Here is a 15,020-nt window from a genome sequence, read left to right on the forward strand (position 1 = left end):
AGACGAAAAGGCATCCGGTACACAGGAACAGCGCCCAATGCAGGGCGGCAGTCGCTTTTGTCCATGGAGATGTGGCGCCGTGTAAGTGGATTCAGGGCCGATGCCAAGCCCTGCGTCAGTTTGCCGCAAGCCCGTTATGAATAATTATGAATTCAAAACCTGCTGTCTTGGCAGGCCGAGAGAGATGCCGAGGAGACCCCCACAATGACCGCTTACGCTGATTTCTACCGCCAGTCCATCGACCACCGCGACGCCTTCTGGAGCGAACAGGCGCAGCTGATCGACTGGAAGACGCAGCCCCAGCAGGTGTGCGACTACAGCAACCCGCCCTTTGCCAAATGGTTTGTGGGCGGCACCACCAACCTGTGCCACAACGCAGTAGACCGGCACCTGGCCACGCGCGCCAGCCAAGCGGCGCTGGTGGCCATTTCGACCGAAACCGATACCGAGCGCAGCTACAGCTTTGCCGAGCTGCATGCTGAAGTGCAGCGCATGGCAGCCGTGTTGCAGAGCCTGGGGGTGAAGAAGGGCGACCGCGTGCTCATCTACATGCCCATGATTGCCGAAGCCGCCTTTGCCATGCTGGCCTGCGTGCGCATTGGGGCGCTGCATTCGGTGGTGTTTGGCGGCTTTGCCTCGGGCTCGCTGGCTTCGCGCATCGAAGACGCCGAACCCGTGGCTGTGGTCAGCGCCGATGCCGGGTCGCGCGGTGGCAAGGTGGTGCCTTACAAGCCATTGCTGGACGATGCCATTGCGCTCTCCAAACACAAGCCCGCCGCTGTACTCATGGTGAACCGCGGCTTGGCCCCCATGCACCTGCAGCCGGGCCGCGACCATGAATGGGCGCCGCTGCGCGAGCATCACCTGAACACCGTGGTGCCGTGCGAATGGGTGGAGTCCACCCACCCTAGCTACACGCTGTACACCAGCGGCACCACGGGCAAACCAAAGGGCGTGCAGCGCGACACCGGTGGCTACACCGTGGCGCTGGCCGCCAGCATGAAGCACATCTTTGATGCCAAAGCGGGTGACACCTACTTTGCGACCAGCGACATCGGCTGGGTGGTGGGTCACAGCTACATCGTCTATGGCCCGCTGATCGCGGGAATGACGACCATCATGTACGAAGGCTTGCCCACGCGACCCGATGCCGGTGTGTGGTGGAGCATTGTCGAAAAGTACCAGGTCACCCACATGTTCTCGGCACCCACGGCGGTGCGGGTGCTCAAGAAGCAGGACGCCAGCTGGCTCAGGAAGTACAACGTCTCCACCCTCAAGGCCCTGTGGCTGGCGGGCGAGCCGCTGGACGAGCCCACGGCCCAGTGGATCAGCGACGCGCTGCAGGTTCCCATCATCGATAACTACTGGCAGACCGAAACCGGCTGGCCCATCCTGACGCTGGCCAATGGCGTGGAGCAGCAGACCACGCGCTTTGGCAGCCCCGGCAAGGCCATGTACGGCTACCACGTCAAGCTGATCGACGAGAGCAACGGCGAAGAGCTGACCGCCCCCAACCAGAAAGGCGTGGTCGCCATCGAGGGCCCGCTGCCCCCCGGCTGCATGCAGACCGTGTGGCGCGACGATGCACGTTTTGTGAACACCTATTGGAAGAGCATTCCCGGTCGGCTGATCTACAGCACCTTCGACTGGGGCATCCGCGACGCCGACGGCTACCACTTCATCCTGGGCCGCACGGACGACGTGATCAACGTGGCAGGCCACCGCCTGGGCACGCGCGAGATCGAGGAGAGCATTGCCTCCCACCCCAACATCGCCGAAGTGGCCGTGGTGGGCGTCGCCGACAGCCTGAAGGGCCAGGTCGCCATGGCATTTGCCGTGGCACGCGATGCGTCGGGCCTCACGGACGATGCGGCGCGCCTCAAGCTCGAAGGCGAAGTGATGAAGCAGGTGGACCACCAGCTCGGCGCCGTGGCCCGGCCGTCGCGTGTGTACTTCGTGACCGTGCTGCCCAAGACCCGCAGCGGCAAACTGCTGCGCCGCGCGCTCCAGGCCGTCGCCGAGCGGCGCGACCCGGGTGACTTGACGACGATGGAAGACCCGGCGGCGCTGCAACAGGTGAAGGACCTGGTGGGGTGACGAGCCTTTTCCACCCGCAGTGGGCTCCGTGCAAAGGCCTCCGTGCTGTTCGCGTGGGGCTTGGCACGCCAGGGCTCAGGAGATTACCAGGGTGAAGTAGCCAAACTCCATGTCGGTCGCTTCGGACACTGCTGTGACGGTGGCGTTGGGATTGGATGTGGTCACGCTGTCAGTCGTGATGCCATTGATGACGGCGTAGACGGAGTAGACATCGCTGATTTCCACCGTGACCTGCACGAATGAGTCAGGCACTACGACGTCTTGCACTGGCACACCTTGGTGCGTGATCTGGAAGGTCACCGGGCCAAGGCTGGTTTTTTCGAATTGCATCTGGTTGGCAACGCTACTGGGTGTTGTCACCACTTCGAATTCGTAGGTTTGCTGGGCGCGCTGCTGCTTCACCTGCGCCAGAAAACGGGTTGCACCACTGACTGCTATCGGTGCGGAGGTATAGGTGTTGCCTTCCAGTATGGTGCTGGCCGTGATCTCGAAAGTTTCGGCCTCCGGGACGGATAGCGTCGCGCCGGGGGCGAGGCCCGGCAGGCGGGCGAGGGCCAGCCCACCCCGGTGAATCACGTACTGGGCGATGTACGAGGTGCTGTTGGTCAAAGTCAAAGCGCTCATGGGACCCCTCCGATAGTAAGAAAAGAACGGAGATTCATTTTTACCGCCTTGGCGGTCGCAACGCCCGGATTTTTTGCCATCGGCGCAGTGCGCTGGCACCGGGCCAGAGCGGGGCGAGACTCCGGCCGGAGCGCAATCACGCAGGCCGGTTTTTCTGCCACCCCACCGGCGGTTGCCACCCTGGCGTCCAGCCGATGAAATCCTGCAGCGGCATGGGCCGGGCGATACAGTAGCCCTGGGCCTGCATGCAGCCCAGCTGCAGCAGCATCTGGCCTTGTTCGATGGTTTCCACGCCTTCGGCAATCACGCGGTAGCCGAAGGAGCGGGCCAGGCCGATGACCCCCTGCACGATGGCCAGGTCGCCGGGGTCGCCCATCATGCCGTGCACAAAACTCTGGTCGATCTTGAGCGTGTCCATGGGCAGGCGGCGCAGGTAGGTCAGCGACGAGTAGCCGGTGCCAAAGTCGTCCAGCGACACCGCCACCCCCAGCGCACGCAGCGCCGTCAGGGTTTGCGCCACGGCGGTCAGGTCGTAGAGGGCGGCGCTTTCGGTGATTTCGATTTCCACCAGGTGGCCGGGTACGCCTGGGTGGCGGGCGATGCACCGGGCCATCCAGTCGGCAAAGTCTGGGTTTTGCAGGTGCTGGGCGGCGATGTTGATGCTCAGCGGCAGGTGCAGTCCGTGTGCCTGCAGTTGCGCCAGCACGGTGAGTGCGGCTTCGACCACCCATTCTCCAAAGTCGATTTCCAGCTCGGTGCCCTCCAGCAGGGGCAAGAACTCGCCCGGCGGCACCAGGCCGCGTTCGGGGTGCTGCCAGCGCGCCAGCGCTTCGGCACCCACCACGGCCCCACTCCTCATGTCCACCTTGGGCTGCAGGTACAGCGTGAACTGCGCGGCGGCCAGGGCCTCGCGCAAGTGGCGGCCCTGTTCGCGCTGCAGTTGCAGGGCGCGTTCCTGCGCAGCGTCGAACTGGTGGAACCGGTTGCGCCCGGCCTGCTTGGCGGCGTACATGGCCTGGTCGGCGTGGCGCAGCAGGGCGTCGGCGTCGGCGTCATCCTGCGGGAACACGGTGTAGCCGATGCTGGCAGTGACCACCACACGCTCGGTGTCGAGTGTGTAGGGCGCTGAGATGTTGTCCATCACCCGGTGCAGCATGCGCTCGCAGTCGCCCACGGATTCAAGGTCGGGCATGAGGATCACGAACTCGTCGCCGCCCAGGCGCGCCACCGTGTCCAGCGGGCGCAGCGCGCGTGTGAGGCGGCCACCCACCACCACCAGCAGGCGGTCGCCCGCGCCGTGGCCCAGGCGGTCGTTGACGGGCTTGAAGCCGTCCAGGTCCAGGTAGGCCACACCCAGTTGCCGACCGTTCTGGCGCGCCTGGTCCATGCACTCCTGCAGCTTGCGGGCCAGCAGCACGCGGTTGGGAAGGCCCGTGAGGGCGTCAAACAGGGCCAGCCGCTGCAGCAGAACCTCTTGCTCGCGCTGGGGCGTGACGTCAATGGCCACGCCCAGCATGCGTGCGGGGCGGCCCGCCGCATCGAAGCCCACGATCTTGCCCAGGTTGCGCAGCCAGCGGGCGGGGTCGCCCTGCTGGTTCACACGCCAGGTGGCGTCGAACGGGGTGCCGGGGTGGGTGGTGTGGCGGGCCAGTTCGCTGGTGATGCGGTCGATGTCGTCGGGGGCAATGCCGGCGGTCCACTGCGTGGAGGCCAGTGGGGTGTGGGGCGTGTCCAGGCCTCGCATGGCGTGCCAGCGGCTGTCGCCGGTGACGGTGCCTGTGTGCAAATTCCAGTCCCACAGGCCCAACGATGCCGCCGAGATGGTGAGCGAGAGCAGTTCCTCGCGTTCCCGCACCTGCTCTTCGTTGCGTTTGCGGTCGGTGATGTCGTGCACCGAGAACAGCCAGCACGGCTCGCCATCGAATTCGGTGGCGCGCATGGACTGCAGCACGGTGCGGGGTGGGCCGCCACGCACATTCAGGTTGACCTCGTAGCTGCTCAGGTGGCCCGAGCGCTCCACCTCCGCAATCAGCTTTTCGCGGTCGTGCGCGGTGAAGATGCCCAGCTCGACCGCAGTACGGCCGATGGCCTCCTCGCGCGGGATGCCCAGCATGTCCACCCAGGCGGGGTTGATGTCCACATAGCGTCCGTCGCGGCGGTGCGACAGGCCCATGGGGTAGGGCATGAGCTGAAAGATGCGCGAGAAACGCTCTTCGGACTGGCGCAGGCGCTGCTCGGCGCGCTTGGCCTCGTCGATGTCCTGCATCACGCCGCGTACGCGGGTCACGCGCCCGTTTTCGATCACCGGCTCGCCCATGGCGCGCACCCACACCAGCCGACCGTCGGTGTGCAGCACCTCGATCTCCATACTCCACTCGCGGCGCTCCAGAATGCTCAAGCGGAAGTTGGCGCGCAGCGTTTCGCGGTAGGCGGGCGCCACATGGCGGTCGATGTAGTCGTGGGGCAGCGGCGAACCGGGGGGCAGGCCGTGGATGTCAAAACACACGTCTGACCAGTAGACCAGGCCCTTGCCGCGCTCGTCCTCCCAGGCACCCAGCCGGGCCAGGCGGCCGGCCTGCTGCAGCAGGCCGTTGAGGGCCCGCAGCTCGTCACTGGCGCGGTGGGCTTCGGTCATGTCATGGAAAACGAACACAAAACAGTTTTCGCCATCCACAAGCACGGAGCGTGCCGACATCAGTCCCGGGATGCGTCCGCCCTCGCGCTGCGCAACCAGCGGCAGGCGGTCCACCTTGCCGTCGCGGCGGAAGGTCTCCACCAGCCGCTTGCGTTCCTGTTCAGAGGCCCAGATGTTCAGCTCGGTCGATGTGCGGCCGATCACCTCCTCGCGCGGGCGCCCCAGCACCTCGCAGAATGCGGGGTTCACGTCGATGTAGCGGCCGTCCGAGATGCGCGAGATGCCTGCGGGGTCGGGCAGCGTCTGGTAGAAGGTCGTGTACTTGGCCTCGGACGAGCGCAGCGCATCTTCGGCCGCGCGGTGGGCGGTGATGTCCACGTCCATGCCAATGAGGCTGGTCGGCCGGTTCTGGGCGTCGCGCGTGGCCACCGTGCCGCGCGACATGAGCCAGTGCCAGCGGCCCTCGGTGTCCATCACCCTGAATTCGGCTTCGTAGCTGTCTTCCAGCCCGTCCATGGCCCGCGCCAGCCTGGCCGCATTGCGCTCGGCATCCTGCGGGTGGCGCCGGGCATACCAGCGCTGCCACAGGTCTGGCGCCTCCAGATCGGCGGCGGTGATGCCGAAGGTGTCGTAGAAGCTGCCGTGGCAGCGGAACTGGCGCTGCACCACATCCCACTCCCAGTGCCCGCCACCCATGGAGTCGAGCACCAGGCGCAGCCTGCGCTCTTGTTGTGCAAGGGCTTGCTGGATGTCGCTGCGTGAAAGCTCGGAGCGTGCTCCGTTGGCCAGCAGCAACCGGCCCACGCCCAGCATCAGCACCCCGGCGCCGTGGTGCCATGGCAGGCTTCGCGCCATGTCGGATGCGCCGTCGGTGGCCCACAGGCTGCCAGACACGGCCAGGGGCAGGGTCAGCGTCAGGCCGATCAGTGCAGCCCATTTGGGCACCTGCAGGCGTGCCCCCACATGGCGCCACAACAACCCCGTGGCCACCGACACGCCCAGCACGGCAACGGCTGGCACCGCATCGGACACATCAGTACCCACCGCCGCCACCAGGGCCATGAGCGCCGCAATGATGGCCGCCGGAAACCTGAAAAAGAGCGCCAGAAACGCCGCCACCGTGGGGTAGGCCACCACCCGCAGCTCAGGGGCGTTCCAGCGCAGCGCCTCAAAAGAAATCCAGGAAACGAGGCCGCCTGCCAACCCCAGCAGCAGCAAGGTGCGGCGCGACGGGTGCAAGGACTCGCGCGGCGGCAGCCAGGCAAGCACCAGCAGCAGCGACATCAGCGCTGTGGCGGCCAAAAGGGTGTTGTTACCCATGGAAAACCCCTGGGCAAGCCAATTGCGGCGGGGTAGCCGCAGGCCAGGAGTTGCAGGGGGAGCGGCCGGGGATGTGTGTGGCAGTACAGCGCCCGGTGCCGTTGACGGACTTGGTCAGATGGCAAAAGCCCGAAGAAAACCCCATGGGCCAAGTTTAGGGCCGTTCTGAGGCGGGCAGGGCGGGCCTGAGTGTCCTGATAAGTCCGGTTGACAACAATGTGCCGCACACGATGACCACGGCGCAGCCCACCATCCAGGGCGTGATGCGTTCGCCCAGGAAGACCGTGCCGTACAAAACCGCAAACACGGGGGTTATGAAGGTCACGGCCAGCGCCCGGCTGGGGCCGGCACTGGCGATGAGGCGAAAGTACAGGATGTAGGCAATGCCCGTGCACAGCACCGCAATGGCAATGATGGCGCCCCAGGCGCGCAGGCCTGGCATCTGCGCAGGCCAGAACCACAGCGTGGGCAGGGCCAGTCCCAGCGCCGCGCCCAGCTGGCTGCCGGTAGCGGTGGCCAGCGGTGGAATGCCCGTGAGGTAGCGCCGTGCAAAGCTGGCCGACAGCCCGTAGAAGCTCGAAGCCAACAGGCAGGCGGCAATGGCCCATTCGGCGCTGTCACTCTTGAACCCGGTGCCCGCTGGCGCACGCCAGGCCAGCAGCGCCACTCCCACAAAACCGAGCGCCAGGCCCGCCCAGCGCAGGCGGTTGATGCGGTCACCCAGCCACATCCAGGCCACCAGCGCGCCAAACAGCGGCACGGTGGCGTTGAGGATGGAGGTCAGGCCCGTGGCAATGTGCAGCACAGCCCAGGAAAACAGCGCAAATGGAATGGCCGAATTGATGACCCCCGCAAACAGGATGGGCCGCCAGTGCTGGCGCAGCGCAGGCCAGTGGCCCTGGCGCAGCATGATGGGCCACAGGAACACCGTGGCCAGCGCCACGCGCAGCCCGGCCGTGGGCAGAGGGCCGAAGTCGGACGCACCCAGCCGCATGAACAGAAAGGACGCGCCCCACAGCGCCGCCAGCAAGATGAATTCGCCGATCCAGGTGGAAACGGGCTGGTTGCCGGGGCTGTTCATGCATGTCCTTTGCGGAAAGCGTTGGGTGCGCTGGGGGAGGTGGAGGGCAGCGCATTTTCCAGCGTCAGCAAGACCGCTTTGCGATCAAGGCCACCGGCATAGCCCGTCAGGCTGCCGTCCGATCCCACCACGCGGTGGCAGGGCACCACCACGCTGATCGGGTTGCGCCCCACGGCGGCGCCCACTGCGCGCACGGCCAGGGGGCGGCCCAGCTGGCGGCTCAAGGCGCCGTAGCTGGTGGTGGCACCCCGGCCGATGGCCAGCAAAGCACGCCACACAGCCTGCTGAAACGGCGTGCCACCCGAAAGGTCCAGCGGCAGGTCAAACCCCGCACGTTGCCCGGCGAAGTACTGCTGGAGCTGGTGGGCGGCTTCCTCCAGCACGGGGTGGCTTGCCGTGTCAGCCCAGGCCGTGGGGCCATGAAGCCGCTGGCTGGGCTCGTGGCGCTGGCCTTCAAACCAGACGCCGACCAAGCCGGCGGGCGACGCCGCCAGGCGCACGGGCCCCAGCGCGGTGGAGGTGCGCATTTGCACGGTGTGGGGGTGAAATTGCATGACTGAATGAACGATTTTTAGATGAAATTGGCCTCCAGCGCTTGATGGATAAGCGCCAGCAGCTCCTACTTTGATAGTGATGGAACTGGTGGCACGGCACCCGCCGGGGTGCCCGCTGCCCAGGCGCGCAGCACCGCGTAACTGCGCCAGGGCCGCCAGGCCTGCGAGGCCTCGCCTGCGGCGCGGGCCGGGTTCTTGTGCCCCTGCACGCCCAGGGCCTTGTGCAGCGCCACATCCCCGGCCGGAAACGCATCGGGCCAGCGCAACACGCGCATGGCGATGTACTGGGCCGTCCAGTCGCCAATACCGGGCAGAGCGCACAGCGCGGCCGTGGTGCTGGCCACGTCGGCGCCCGCGTGCAAGGCCAGCGTGCCGCCATCCACGGCGCGGGCCAGCGCCACAATGGCAGCCTGGCGCTGGCGCACGATGCCCAGCTGGCCCAGGGTGTCGCCGTCGGCCACTGCCAGCGTGGCAGCGGTGGGGAACAGGCGGTTCAGCCCGGGCCAGGGCGTTTCGATGGGCTCACCCAGCCGCTCCACCAGCCGCTGGCCCAGGGTGCGCGCAGCGGCCACGGTGATCTGCTGGCCCAGCACGGCGCGCACGGCCAGCTCAAAGCCGTCGAACGCACCGGGCACGCGCAGGCCGTCGCCCTGGGGGAAGTGCGGGTGCAGCACAGCGTTGATGGCCGCGGGGTCGGCGTCCAGGTCGAGCATGGCGCGCACGCGGCGGATCACGAGCGGCAACACGGGGTACAGGCTGTCGCTGGTCTGCAGCAGCACCTGGTGGCGGGCCCCGTCAAAGCGTGCGCTGAACCATCCCGTGGTTTCGCCGGGCAGGCCGGTGCAGGAAGCGGGCAGACGCACCGTGCGCCGCAGCGTGGTCTCCTCCGGCAGCACCCATTCCACGCCGTGGAACTGCCGCCGTTCAAAAAAGGCCAGCAGCGCAGGTACATCAAACGGCGGGCGCCAGGCCAGGCGCAAGGTGCTGGTGGGTTGCGCCCCTGCGGTGGTGCCGCTGCGCCGCAGCTGTGTGGGGTTCAGGCCGTAGTGCCCCGAGAACGCCGCATTGAAGCGCCGCACGCTCGCAAAGCCGCTGGCCAGCGCCACCTGGGTAACGGGCATGGGGGTATCGGTGAGCAGTTGTTTGGCGGTCAGCAGCCGGCGCGTCTGCAGGTATTGCAGCGGCGATACGCCCAGGGCCGCCTCAAAAATGCGGCGCAGGTGCCGGTCGCTCACGCCCAGGCGCTCGGCCAGCCGGGCCACGGTGGCGCTGCCTTCGCCCGGTGCGGATGGGGCGGGCCACAGGTCGGGCGCATCCAGCAGGCGCACGGCCTGCTGCACCAGGATGCCACTGGCGTCCTGCACCGACCACACCAGCGCCTGCGGCGCCAGCTCGGGCCGGCAGCGCAGGCAGGGCCGAAAGCCCGCGTTCTCAGCCTGCGCGGCCAGCACAAAAAAGCGGCAGTTCTCGCGCCGGGGCGTGCGCACGGCGCACACGGGTCGGCAATAGATGCCGGTGGAGGTCACCGCCGTGAAAAAATGCCCGTCAAACCGTGCATCCCGCGCCAGCACCGCCAGGTAGCGGCCTTCGTCCAAGGCGGTGTCAGGTGCCTGGGCAACGGGTGGGGTGGGGGGGGAGGGCGGATTCATGGGCTGGATCATAGGAGCCGGGGGTGTTTTCACTGGCCGTTTTCGGACATGTGCCTCAGCCCAACGCGAGGGTTTGCCCCCAGTACCCCCGGAGGGCGCGCCTACAATGCAGCGGACTTCCGAAAACAGCCCAACTCCCTACGCGAAAGGCCCCTGCGTGCAGCCCACACCCGCCATTTTCAAAGCCTACGATATCCGCGGCATTGTGCCGTCCACGCTCAACGAAGAAGTTGCGCTCGGCCTGGGCCGGGCCTTTGGCACGGCAGCCCGCGCCGAGGGGCAGACCACCGTGGCGGTGGGGCGCGACGGGCGCCTGTCGGGCCCGGCTATCTCGGGTGCGCTGATCCAGGGGCTGGTGGAGGCGGGCATTGAGGTGGTCGATGTGGGCCTGGTGACCACGCCGCTGCTGTACTTTGCAGCCAGCACGCTGTGTGCCAGCGGCATCCAGGTCACCGGCAGCCACAACCCCAGGGACTACAACGGCTTCAAGATGGTGCTGAACGGCCGCGCCATCTATGGCGAAGAGATCCAGCAGCTTCGCCGCACCATGGAGCAGGAAACCTGGCAGCTGCTGCCCGGCGGCTCGGTGCGCCATGTGGACGTGCTGCCCGCGTACCGCGAACGCATCGTGGGCGATGTGAAACTGGCCCGCCCGATCAAGATCGTGGTGGACTGCGGCAACGGCATCGCGGGCGCCTCGGCGCCGGACATCTTCCGCGCCCTGGGCTGCGAAGTGATCGAGCTGTTCTCCGAGGTGGATGGCAACTTCCCCAACCACCACCCCGACCCGAGCAAGCCCGAGAACCTGCGTGACTTGATCGAGGCCCTGAAGGCCAGCGACGCCGAGCTGGGCCTGGCGTTTGACGGCGACGGCGACCGCTTGGGGATCGTGACCAAGGACGGCACCAACATCTTCCCCGACCGCCAGATGATGCTGTTTGCGCAAGACGTGCTCTCGCGCGTGCCCGGCGGCGAGATCATCTTTGACGTGAAGTGCACCCAGCGCCTGGCGCCTGCCATTGCGGCCGCTGGCGGCGTGCCGGTGATGTTCAAGACCGGCCACTCGCTCATCAAGGCCCGCATGAAGGAGACCCACTCCCCGCTGGGCGGCGAGATGAGCGGCCACATCTTCTTCAAGGAGCGCTGGTACGGCTTTGACGACGGCACCTACGCGGGCTGCCGCCTGCTGGAAATCCTGAGCAAGTCCACCGACCCGAGCGCCGTGCTCAACGCGCTGCCCACCAGTTTCTCCACCCCCGAGCTGAACGTGGCCTGCGCCGAGGGCGAACCCCACCGCCTCACGGCCGAGCTGCAGGCCCTGGCTGCAGAGACCTTTGCCGCGCCCTCTCAGATCAGCACCATCGATGGCCTGCGCGTGGACTGGCCCGACGGTTTTGGCCTGATCCGCGCCAGCAACACCACGCCGGTGCTGGTGCTGCGCTTTGAGGGCCACACCACCGAGGCCCTGGCCCGCATCGAAGCGGCCATGCTGGCCCTGCTGCACCGGGTCAAGCCCGATGCGCACGTCGGCGCCGCCAGCCACTGACGCCGTATCGTCGAACCCGCCGCGCCCCTCTTTCTGTGCCCCTCTTTCTGTATTTGTTGTTGAACCGCCCCGCATGAAACCGTCACTGTCCACCCCCTTGCGTGTTGCCGCTGCCCAGTCGCCCTCGGCGCCGGGTGATGTGGCGCGCAACGTGCAAACGCACCTGGCCTTCGTGCGGGCGGCGGTGCACGAACGTGTGCTGGTGCTGGTGTTTCCCGAGCTGTCGCTCACGGGGTATGAACCGAACCTGCTGGCGGCCAACGTGCTGTCGGCCGACCATCCCGCGCTGGCTCCCTTGCGGCAGTCTGCTCAGCAACATGGCATCACCCTGGTGGTGGGCGCCCCGGCTGCGCCGGTGGTGGCGGGCGCCTTGCCCGCCATTGGCGCCTGGGTGCTCGGGGCCGACGGCAGTGTGGCGCTGTACCGCAAGCGCCACCTGCACCCGAGCGAGGAGCGGTTCGCCAGTGCTGGCACCGACGACGCCCAGGTGCTGTTGCTGGCCGGTGAACCCACGGCGCTGGCCGTGTGTGCCGACATCACCCATCCCGAACACGCAATGGCCGCCAGCAATGCGGGAGCCGCGCTCTACGCGGCGGGCGTGCTGATTTCCGAGAAGGCCTATGGGGCCGAATCGGCTCTGCTGCAAGGCTATGCCCGTGACCACGACATGGCAGTGCTGGTGGCCAACTACAGCGGGCCCTCTGGCGGCTACGTGAGCGCGGGTCGCAGCGCCTTCTGGGCACCCGGTGGCCACTGCGTGGCAGCCGCGCCCGATGACAGCCCCAGCCTGGTGTGGGCGGCACGGGGCGACAGCGGCTGGACGGGCGGGGTGGTGGAGCTGGTCGGCTGATCCGCTGATCGATCCCCCGCATGAACGCTGCCCGCGCCCTGTATTCGCTGGTGACCTGGTGCGCGCAGCCCCTGCTGCGCCGCAAGCTGCGCCGCCGCGCCGTGGCCGAACCCGGCTATGCCCATGCGGTGGGCGAGCGTTTTGGTCGCTATCCGGTGCCCATGGACAGCATGGTGTCGCACCACAGCGTCGATCCGATAGGCCAGTTTGTCTGGGTCCACGCCGTATCGCTGGGCGAAACCCGCGCCGCCGCCATCTTGCTGGCCCAGCTGCGCGAGCAGCTTCCGGGCATGCGTCTGCTGCTCACCCACGGCACGGCCACCGGGCGGGCCGAGGGCGAAAAGCTTCTGCTGCCCGGCGACGTGCAAGTGTGGCAGCCCTGGGATACACCGGGCGCCGTGGCGCGCTTTCTGCGCACCTTTCGCCCGGCCATCGGCATCCTCATGGAAACCGAGGTCTGGCCCAACCTGGTGGCGGGCTGCCACCAGCGTGGCGTGCCGCTGGTGCTGGCCAATGCGCGTTTCAACGCCAAGTCGCTGCACAAGGCCCAGCGCCTGGCAACGCTGGCCCGGCCCGCCTATGGGGGGTTAACCGCTGCCTGGGCCCAGACCGAAGACGACGCCACCCGCCTGCGGGCCATCGGCGCCCCGGTGCGCGGCGTGTTTGGCAATCTCAAGTTTGACGTGGTGCCCGACGCCCGCCAGATCGCCCAAGGTCGGGCCTGGCACACCCACACCGGGCGCCCCGTGGTGCTGCTGGCCAGCAGCCGGGAGGGCGAGGAGGCAATGTGGCTCGAAAACTTCAAGCCAAAACAGGCCGCAGCGCATGATGGACAATCGCAAGCAGCTATTAATAATATAGCAAATGGCGTGCAATGGCTCATCGTGCCGCGCCACCCTCAGCGGTTTGACGAGGTGCAACAGCTGCTCCTGCGCGCTGGGCTCACCGTATCGCGCCGCAGCCACTGGGCGGCAGAACCCGAGGCGGCCGACGTGTGGCTGGGGGATTCACTGGGCGAAATGGCGCTGTACTACGGCCTGGCCGATGTGGCCTTGCTGGGTGGCAGTTTTGCCCCCCTGGGCGGCCAGAACCTGATCGAGGCCGCCGCCTGCGGCTGCCCTGTGGTGCTGGGGCCGCATACCTTCAACTTTGCCGAGGCCGCCGAGCTGGCCTGCGCGGCAGGGGCTGCGCAGCGCGTGCCCGATATGGCCGCAGGCATGGCAGTGGCCACTGATTTAGCCACGGTTGCCGCGCAGCAGGCTGCCGCCAGTGAGCGAGCCACGCTTTTTGCCACGGCGCACCGGGGGGCAGCGCGGGCCACAGTGCAGGCAATTTTGGAAATCGTACAAACCGACTCACGTTGATAGGTGCCCCCCTCCGGTAACTGCTACAGCATCGGTCTGCCAGAGCGGTGCGGACTGCCGCCGCAAAATGCGCTGAGAGATACGGTAAATGCACCCAATCCGCTGATTGCAAAATACACGTAAATTTGTGAGTGCAAAAATGAGCAGCTTCCTATCCTGGATTCACAATACTGTAGCTATTACATTGGCTTCAGCAATCGCTTCTGGCGGATGTATTGCGGCTTCTCTTGACAAAAAATCAAATTGTGAACATTCGATATTGAATGAGTCGGCGGGCGTTAACTTTGTCGCGGGTTTGCAAGTTTACGTGTCACCCAAAAAAATTATTTTCTCTACCGGCTGCCAGACCATGTGGGATTCCAAAGGTCGCATCACGATGCAGATATTTTTTAGCAAAGGAAAGGTTGTTCAGTACATTGAGTACGCAGATAATGGCATTGCAGAATTGATTTGCGAATATTCCGAAGGAGCTGCGCTTCCCAAAATTTTCCCGAACTTGAATACCCTTGCAAATGGTTTCGCAATTCTTAGTGATGAAATTGAAAAGTCGCTGCCAACATTTGATGATCTGCGCCGTAAAACGGAAGTGCGAAAGTAGTGCCGCCTGGAAATCTGGCTGCGCCTAAAAGCAGATTCACGATCTAGAAGTCGATCAATAAATTGGATTGATGGAGACGAATATTTTGGTGGCGCTTAAATTGGAGATCCGCCGCAGCGTTGTACTGGCAATTGCAAATTTGTTTGCAATGGTCCTTGCGAATCTGCTTCCAAATTTGGCGGTGGCGGCAGAAACAACCGATTTCGCTCTAACGGTGACACCAGCCAAGGGCTTGGTTGGCCCTCAACTAAGAATGGAGCTGAAAAATATCAGCTCCGATTCGAAGGTGATTTTTCAAGGCGCACTGCCCTGGGTAGACGGAGTGTCCGGTGCTCGACTTGTTGGTTTCAGCGGTAACTTCAAAGAGGGCGATGAAGCGTTGACACCAATCAGGCCCGCCGGAGCCTTATTTCACAGTTTGACTGAAATCGTGATCGATTCAGGTGCGTCTTTGATAGGCAACGTTGATCTCGAAGAACGCTTCCCTGGAATAAATGAGCTACTTCGAAAGGGGTCTATTATTGTGTACTGGGTATATCGTCCGTTAGACGCAAGTCTCGTCAAGCATCAGGAGTTGACGGGAGCTGTGTTTTTGCAAAGACACTCCGAATAGGGTCGCCTATATGGATGAGTATTAATCAAGCGAGATTATTGGAGCGCAGCTTCTGATATGTCGTGACCCGAGCGGCTCCAAAACGTCGA

General features: G+C 65.6%; 11 protein-coding genes. 6 read left to right on the forward strand and 5 right to left on the reverse strand.

Translation table 11 applies throughout. The features are described 5' to 3' along the window. Positions 1-162 precede the first annotated feature (162 nt). Positions 163-2,097 (forward strand): propionate--CoA ligase, encoded by a 1,935-nt coding sequence (locus tag LPA35_RS04425; RefSeq protein ID WP_255669573.1) that lies wholly within the window; start codon positions 163-165, stop codon positions 2,095-2,097. 75 nt (positions 2,098-2,172) lie between these two features. On the opposite strand, the gene LPA35_RS04430 is transcribed toward LPA35_RS04425, so the two are convergent. From LPA35_RS04430 to LPA35_RS04450, 5 genes are all read right to left on the reverse strand, one after another. Continuing rightward, a complete protein-coding gene (locus tag LPA35_RS04430; RefSeq protein ID WP_055401930.1) occupies positions 2,173-2,721 on the reverse strand; it encodes a hypothetical protein in 549 nt (182 codons plus the stop codon). A 136-nt stretch (positions 2,722-2,857) separates the two neighbouring features. Beyond that, on the reverse strand, positions 2,858-6,676 hold the full coding sequence (locus LPA35_RS04435; protein ID WP_228895315.1) for an EAL domain-containing protein: 3,819 nt from the start codon (positions 6,674-6,676) through the stop codon (positions 2,858-2,860). Positions 6,677-6,830: 154 nt separating this feature from the next. Continuing rightward, a complete protein-coding gene (locus tag LPA35_RS04440; RefSeq protein WP_055401926.1) occupies positions 6,831-7,757 on the reverse strand; it encodes a DMT family transporter in 927 nt (308 codons plus the stop codon). After that, positions 7,754-8,311, reverse strand: a complete 558-nt coding sequence (locus LPA35_RS04445; RefSeq protein ID WP_228895318.1) for a methylated-DNA--[protein]-cysteine S-methyltransferase — start codon at positions 8,309-8,311, stop codon at positions 7,754-7,756. Before LPA35_RS04445 ends, LPA35_RS04440 begins: the two co-directional genes overlap by 4 nt. A 65-nt stretch (positions 8,312-8,376) precedes the next feature. Beyond that, positions 8,377-9,960 (reverse strand): DNA-3-methyladenine glycosylase 2 family protein, encoded by a 1,584-nt coding sequence (locus LPA35_RS04450; RefSeq protein ID WP_228895320.1) that lies wholly within the window; start codon positions 9,958-9,960, stop codon positions 8,377-8,379. Between the two features lie 157 nt (positions 9,961-10,117). Between LPA35_RS04450 and LPA35_RS04455 the strand changes: the two genes are divergently transcribed. The 5 genes from LPA35_RS04455 to LPA35_RS04475 all read left to right on the forward strand — a co-directional run bounded on the left by LPA35_RS04455 (position 10,118) and on the right by LPA35_RS04475 (position 14,931). Beyond that, positions 10,118-11,506, forward strand: coding sequence for a phosphomannomutase/phosphoglucomutase (locus tag LPA35_RS04455; RefSeq protein WP_218301074.1), 1,389 nt, complete (start codon positions 10,118-10,120; stop codon positions 11,504-11,506). Positions 11,507-11,579: 73 nt separating this feature from the next. Next, positions 11,580-12,356: a carbon-nitrogen hydrolase family protein gene (locus tag LPA35_RS04460; protein WP_218301075.1), complete on the forward strand. Its 777-nt coding sequence runs from the start codon at positions 11,580-11,582 to the stop codon at positions 12,354-12,356. Positions 12,357-12,376: 20 nt separating this feature from the next. Beyond that, positions 12,377-13,720 (forward strand): 3-deoxy-D-manno-octulosonic acid transferase, encoded by a 1,344-nt coding sequence (locus LPA35_RS04465; protein WP_228895323.1) that lies wholly within the window; start codon positions 12,377-12,379, stop codon positions 13,718-13,720. Between the two features lie 139 nt (positions 13,721-13,859). Next, on the forward strand, positions 13,860-14,318 hold the full coding sequence (locus tag LPA35_RS04470) for a hypothetical protein (RefSeq protein WP_228895325.1): 459 nt from the start codon (positions 13,860-13,862) through the stop codon (positions 14,316-14,318). 70 nt (positions 14,319-14,388) lie between these two features. After that, positions 14,389-14,931, forward strand: a complete 543-nt coding sequence (locus tag LPA35_RS04475) for a hypothetical protein (RefSeq protein WP_228895327.1) — start codon at positions 14,389-14,391, stop codon at positions 14,929-14,931. Positions 14,932-15,020 lie beyond the last annotated feature (89 nt).

The organism is Acidovorax sp. Leaf73, assembly GCF_916855635.1.
Taxonomy (GTDB): domain Bacteria; phylum Pseudomonadota; class Gammaproteobacteria; order Burkholderiales; family Burkholderiaceae_C; genus Acidovorax; species Acidovorax facilis.

Bases quoted from the DNA above. Each gene is read 5' to 3' on its own strand.
- LPA35_RS04430 (WP_055401930.1), bottom strand. From the start codon at position 2,721: ATGAGCGCTTTGACTTTGACCAACAGCACCTCGTACATCGCCCAGTAC.
- LPA35_RS04435 (WP_228895315.1), bottom strand. From the start codon at position 6,676: ATGGGTAACAACACCCTTTTGGCCGCCACAGCGCTGATGTCGCTGCTG.
- LPA35_RS04440 (WP_055401926.1), bottom strand. From the start codon at position 7,757: ATGAACAGCCCCGGCAACCAGCCCGTTTCCACCTGGATCGGCGAATTC.
- LPA35_RS04445 (WP_228895318.1), bottom strand. From the start codon at position 8,311: ATGCAATTTCACCCCCACACCGTGCAAATGCGCACCTCCACCGCGCTG.
- LPA35_RS04450 (WP_228895320.1), bottom strand. From the start codon at position 9,960: ATGAATCCGCCCTCCCCCCCCACCCCACCCGTTGCCCAGGCACCTGAC.
- LPA35_RS04460 (WP_218301075.1), top strand. From the start codon at position 11,580: ATGAAACCGTCACTGTCCACCCCCTTGCGTGTTGCCGCTGCCCAGTCG.
- LPA35_RS04465 (WP_228895323.1), top strand. From the start codon at position 12,377: ATGAACGCTGCCCGCGCCCTGTATTCGCTGGTGACCTGGTGCGCGCAG.
- LPA35_RS04470 (WP_228895325.1), top strand. From the start codon at position 13,860: ATGAGCAGCTTCCTATCCTGGATTCACAATACTGTAGCTATTACATTG.
- LPA35_RS04475 (WP_228895327.1), top strand. From the start codon at position 14,389: ATGGAGACGAATATTTTGGTGGCGCTTAAATTGGAGATCCGCCGCAGC.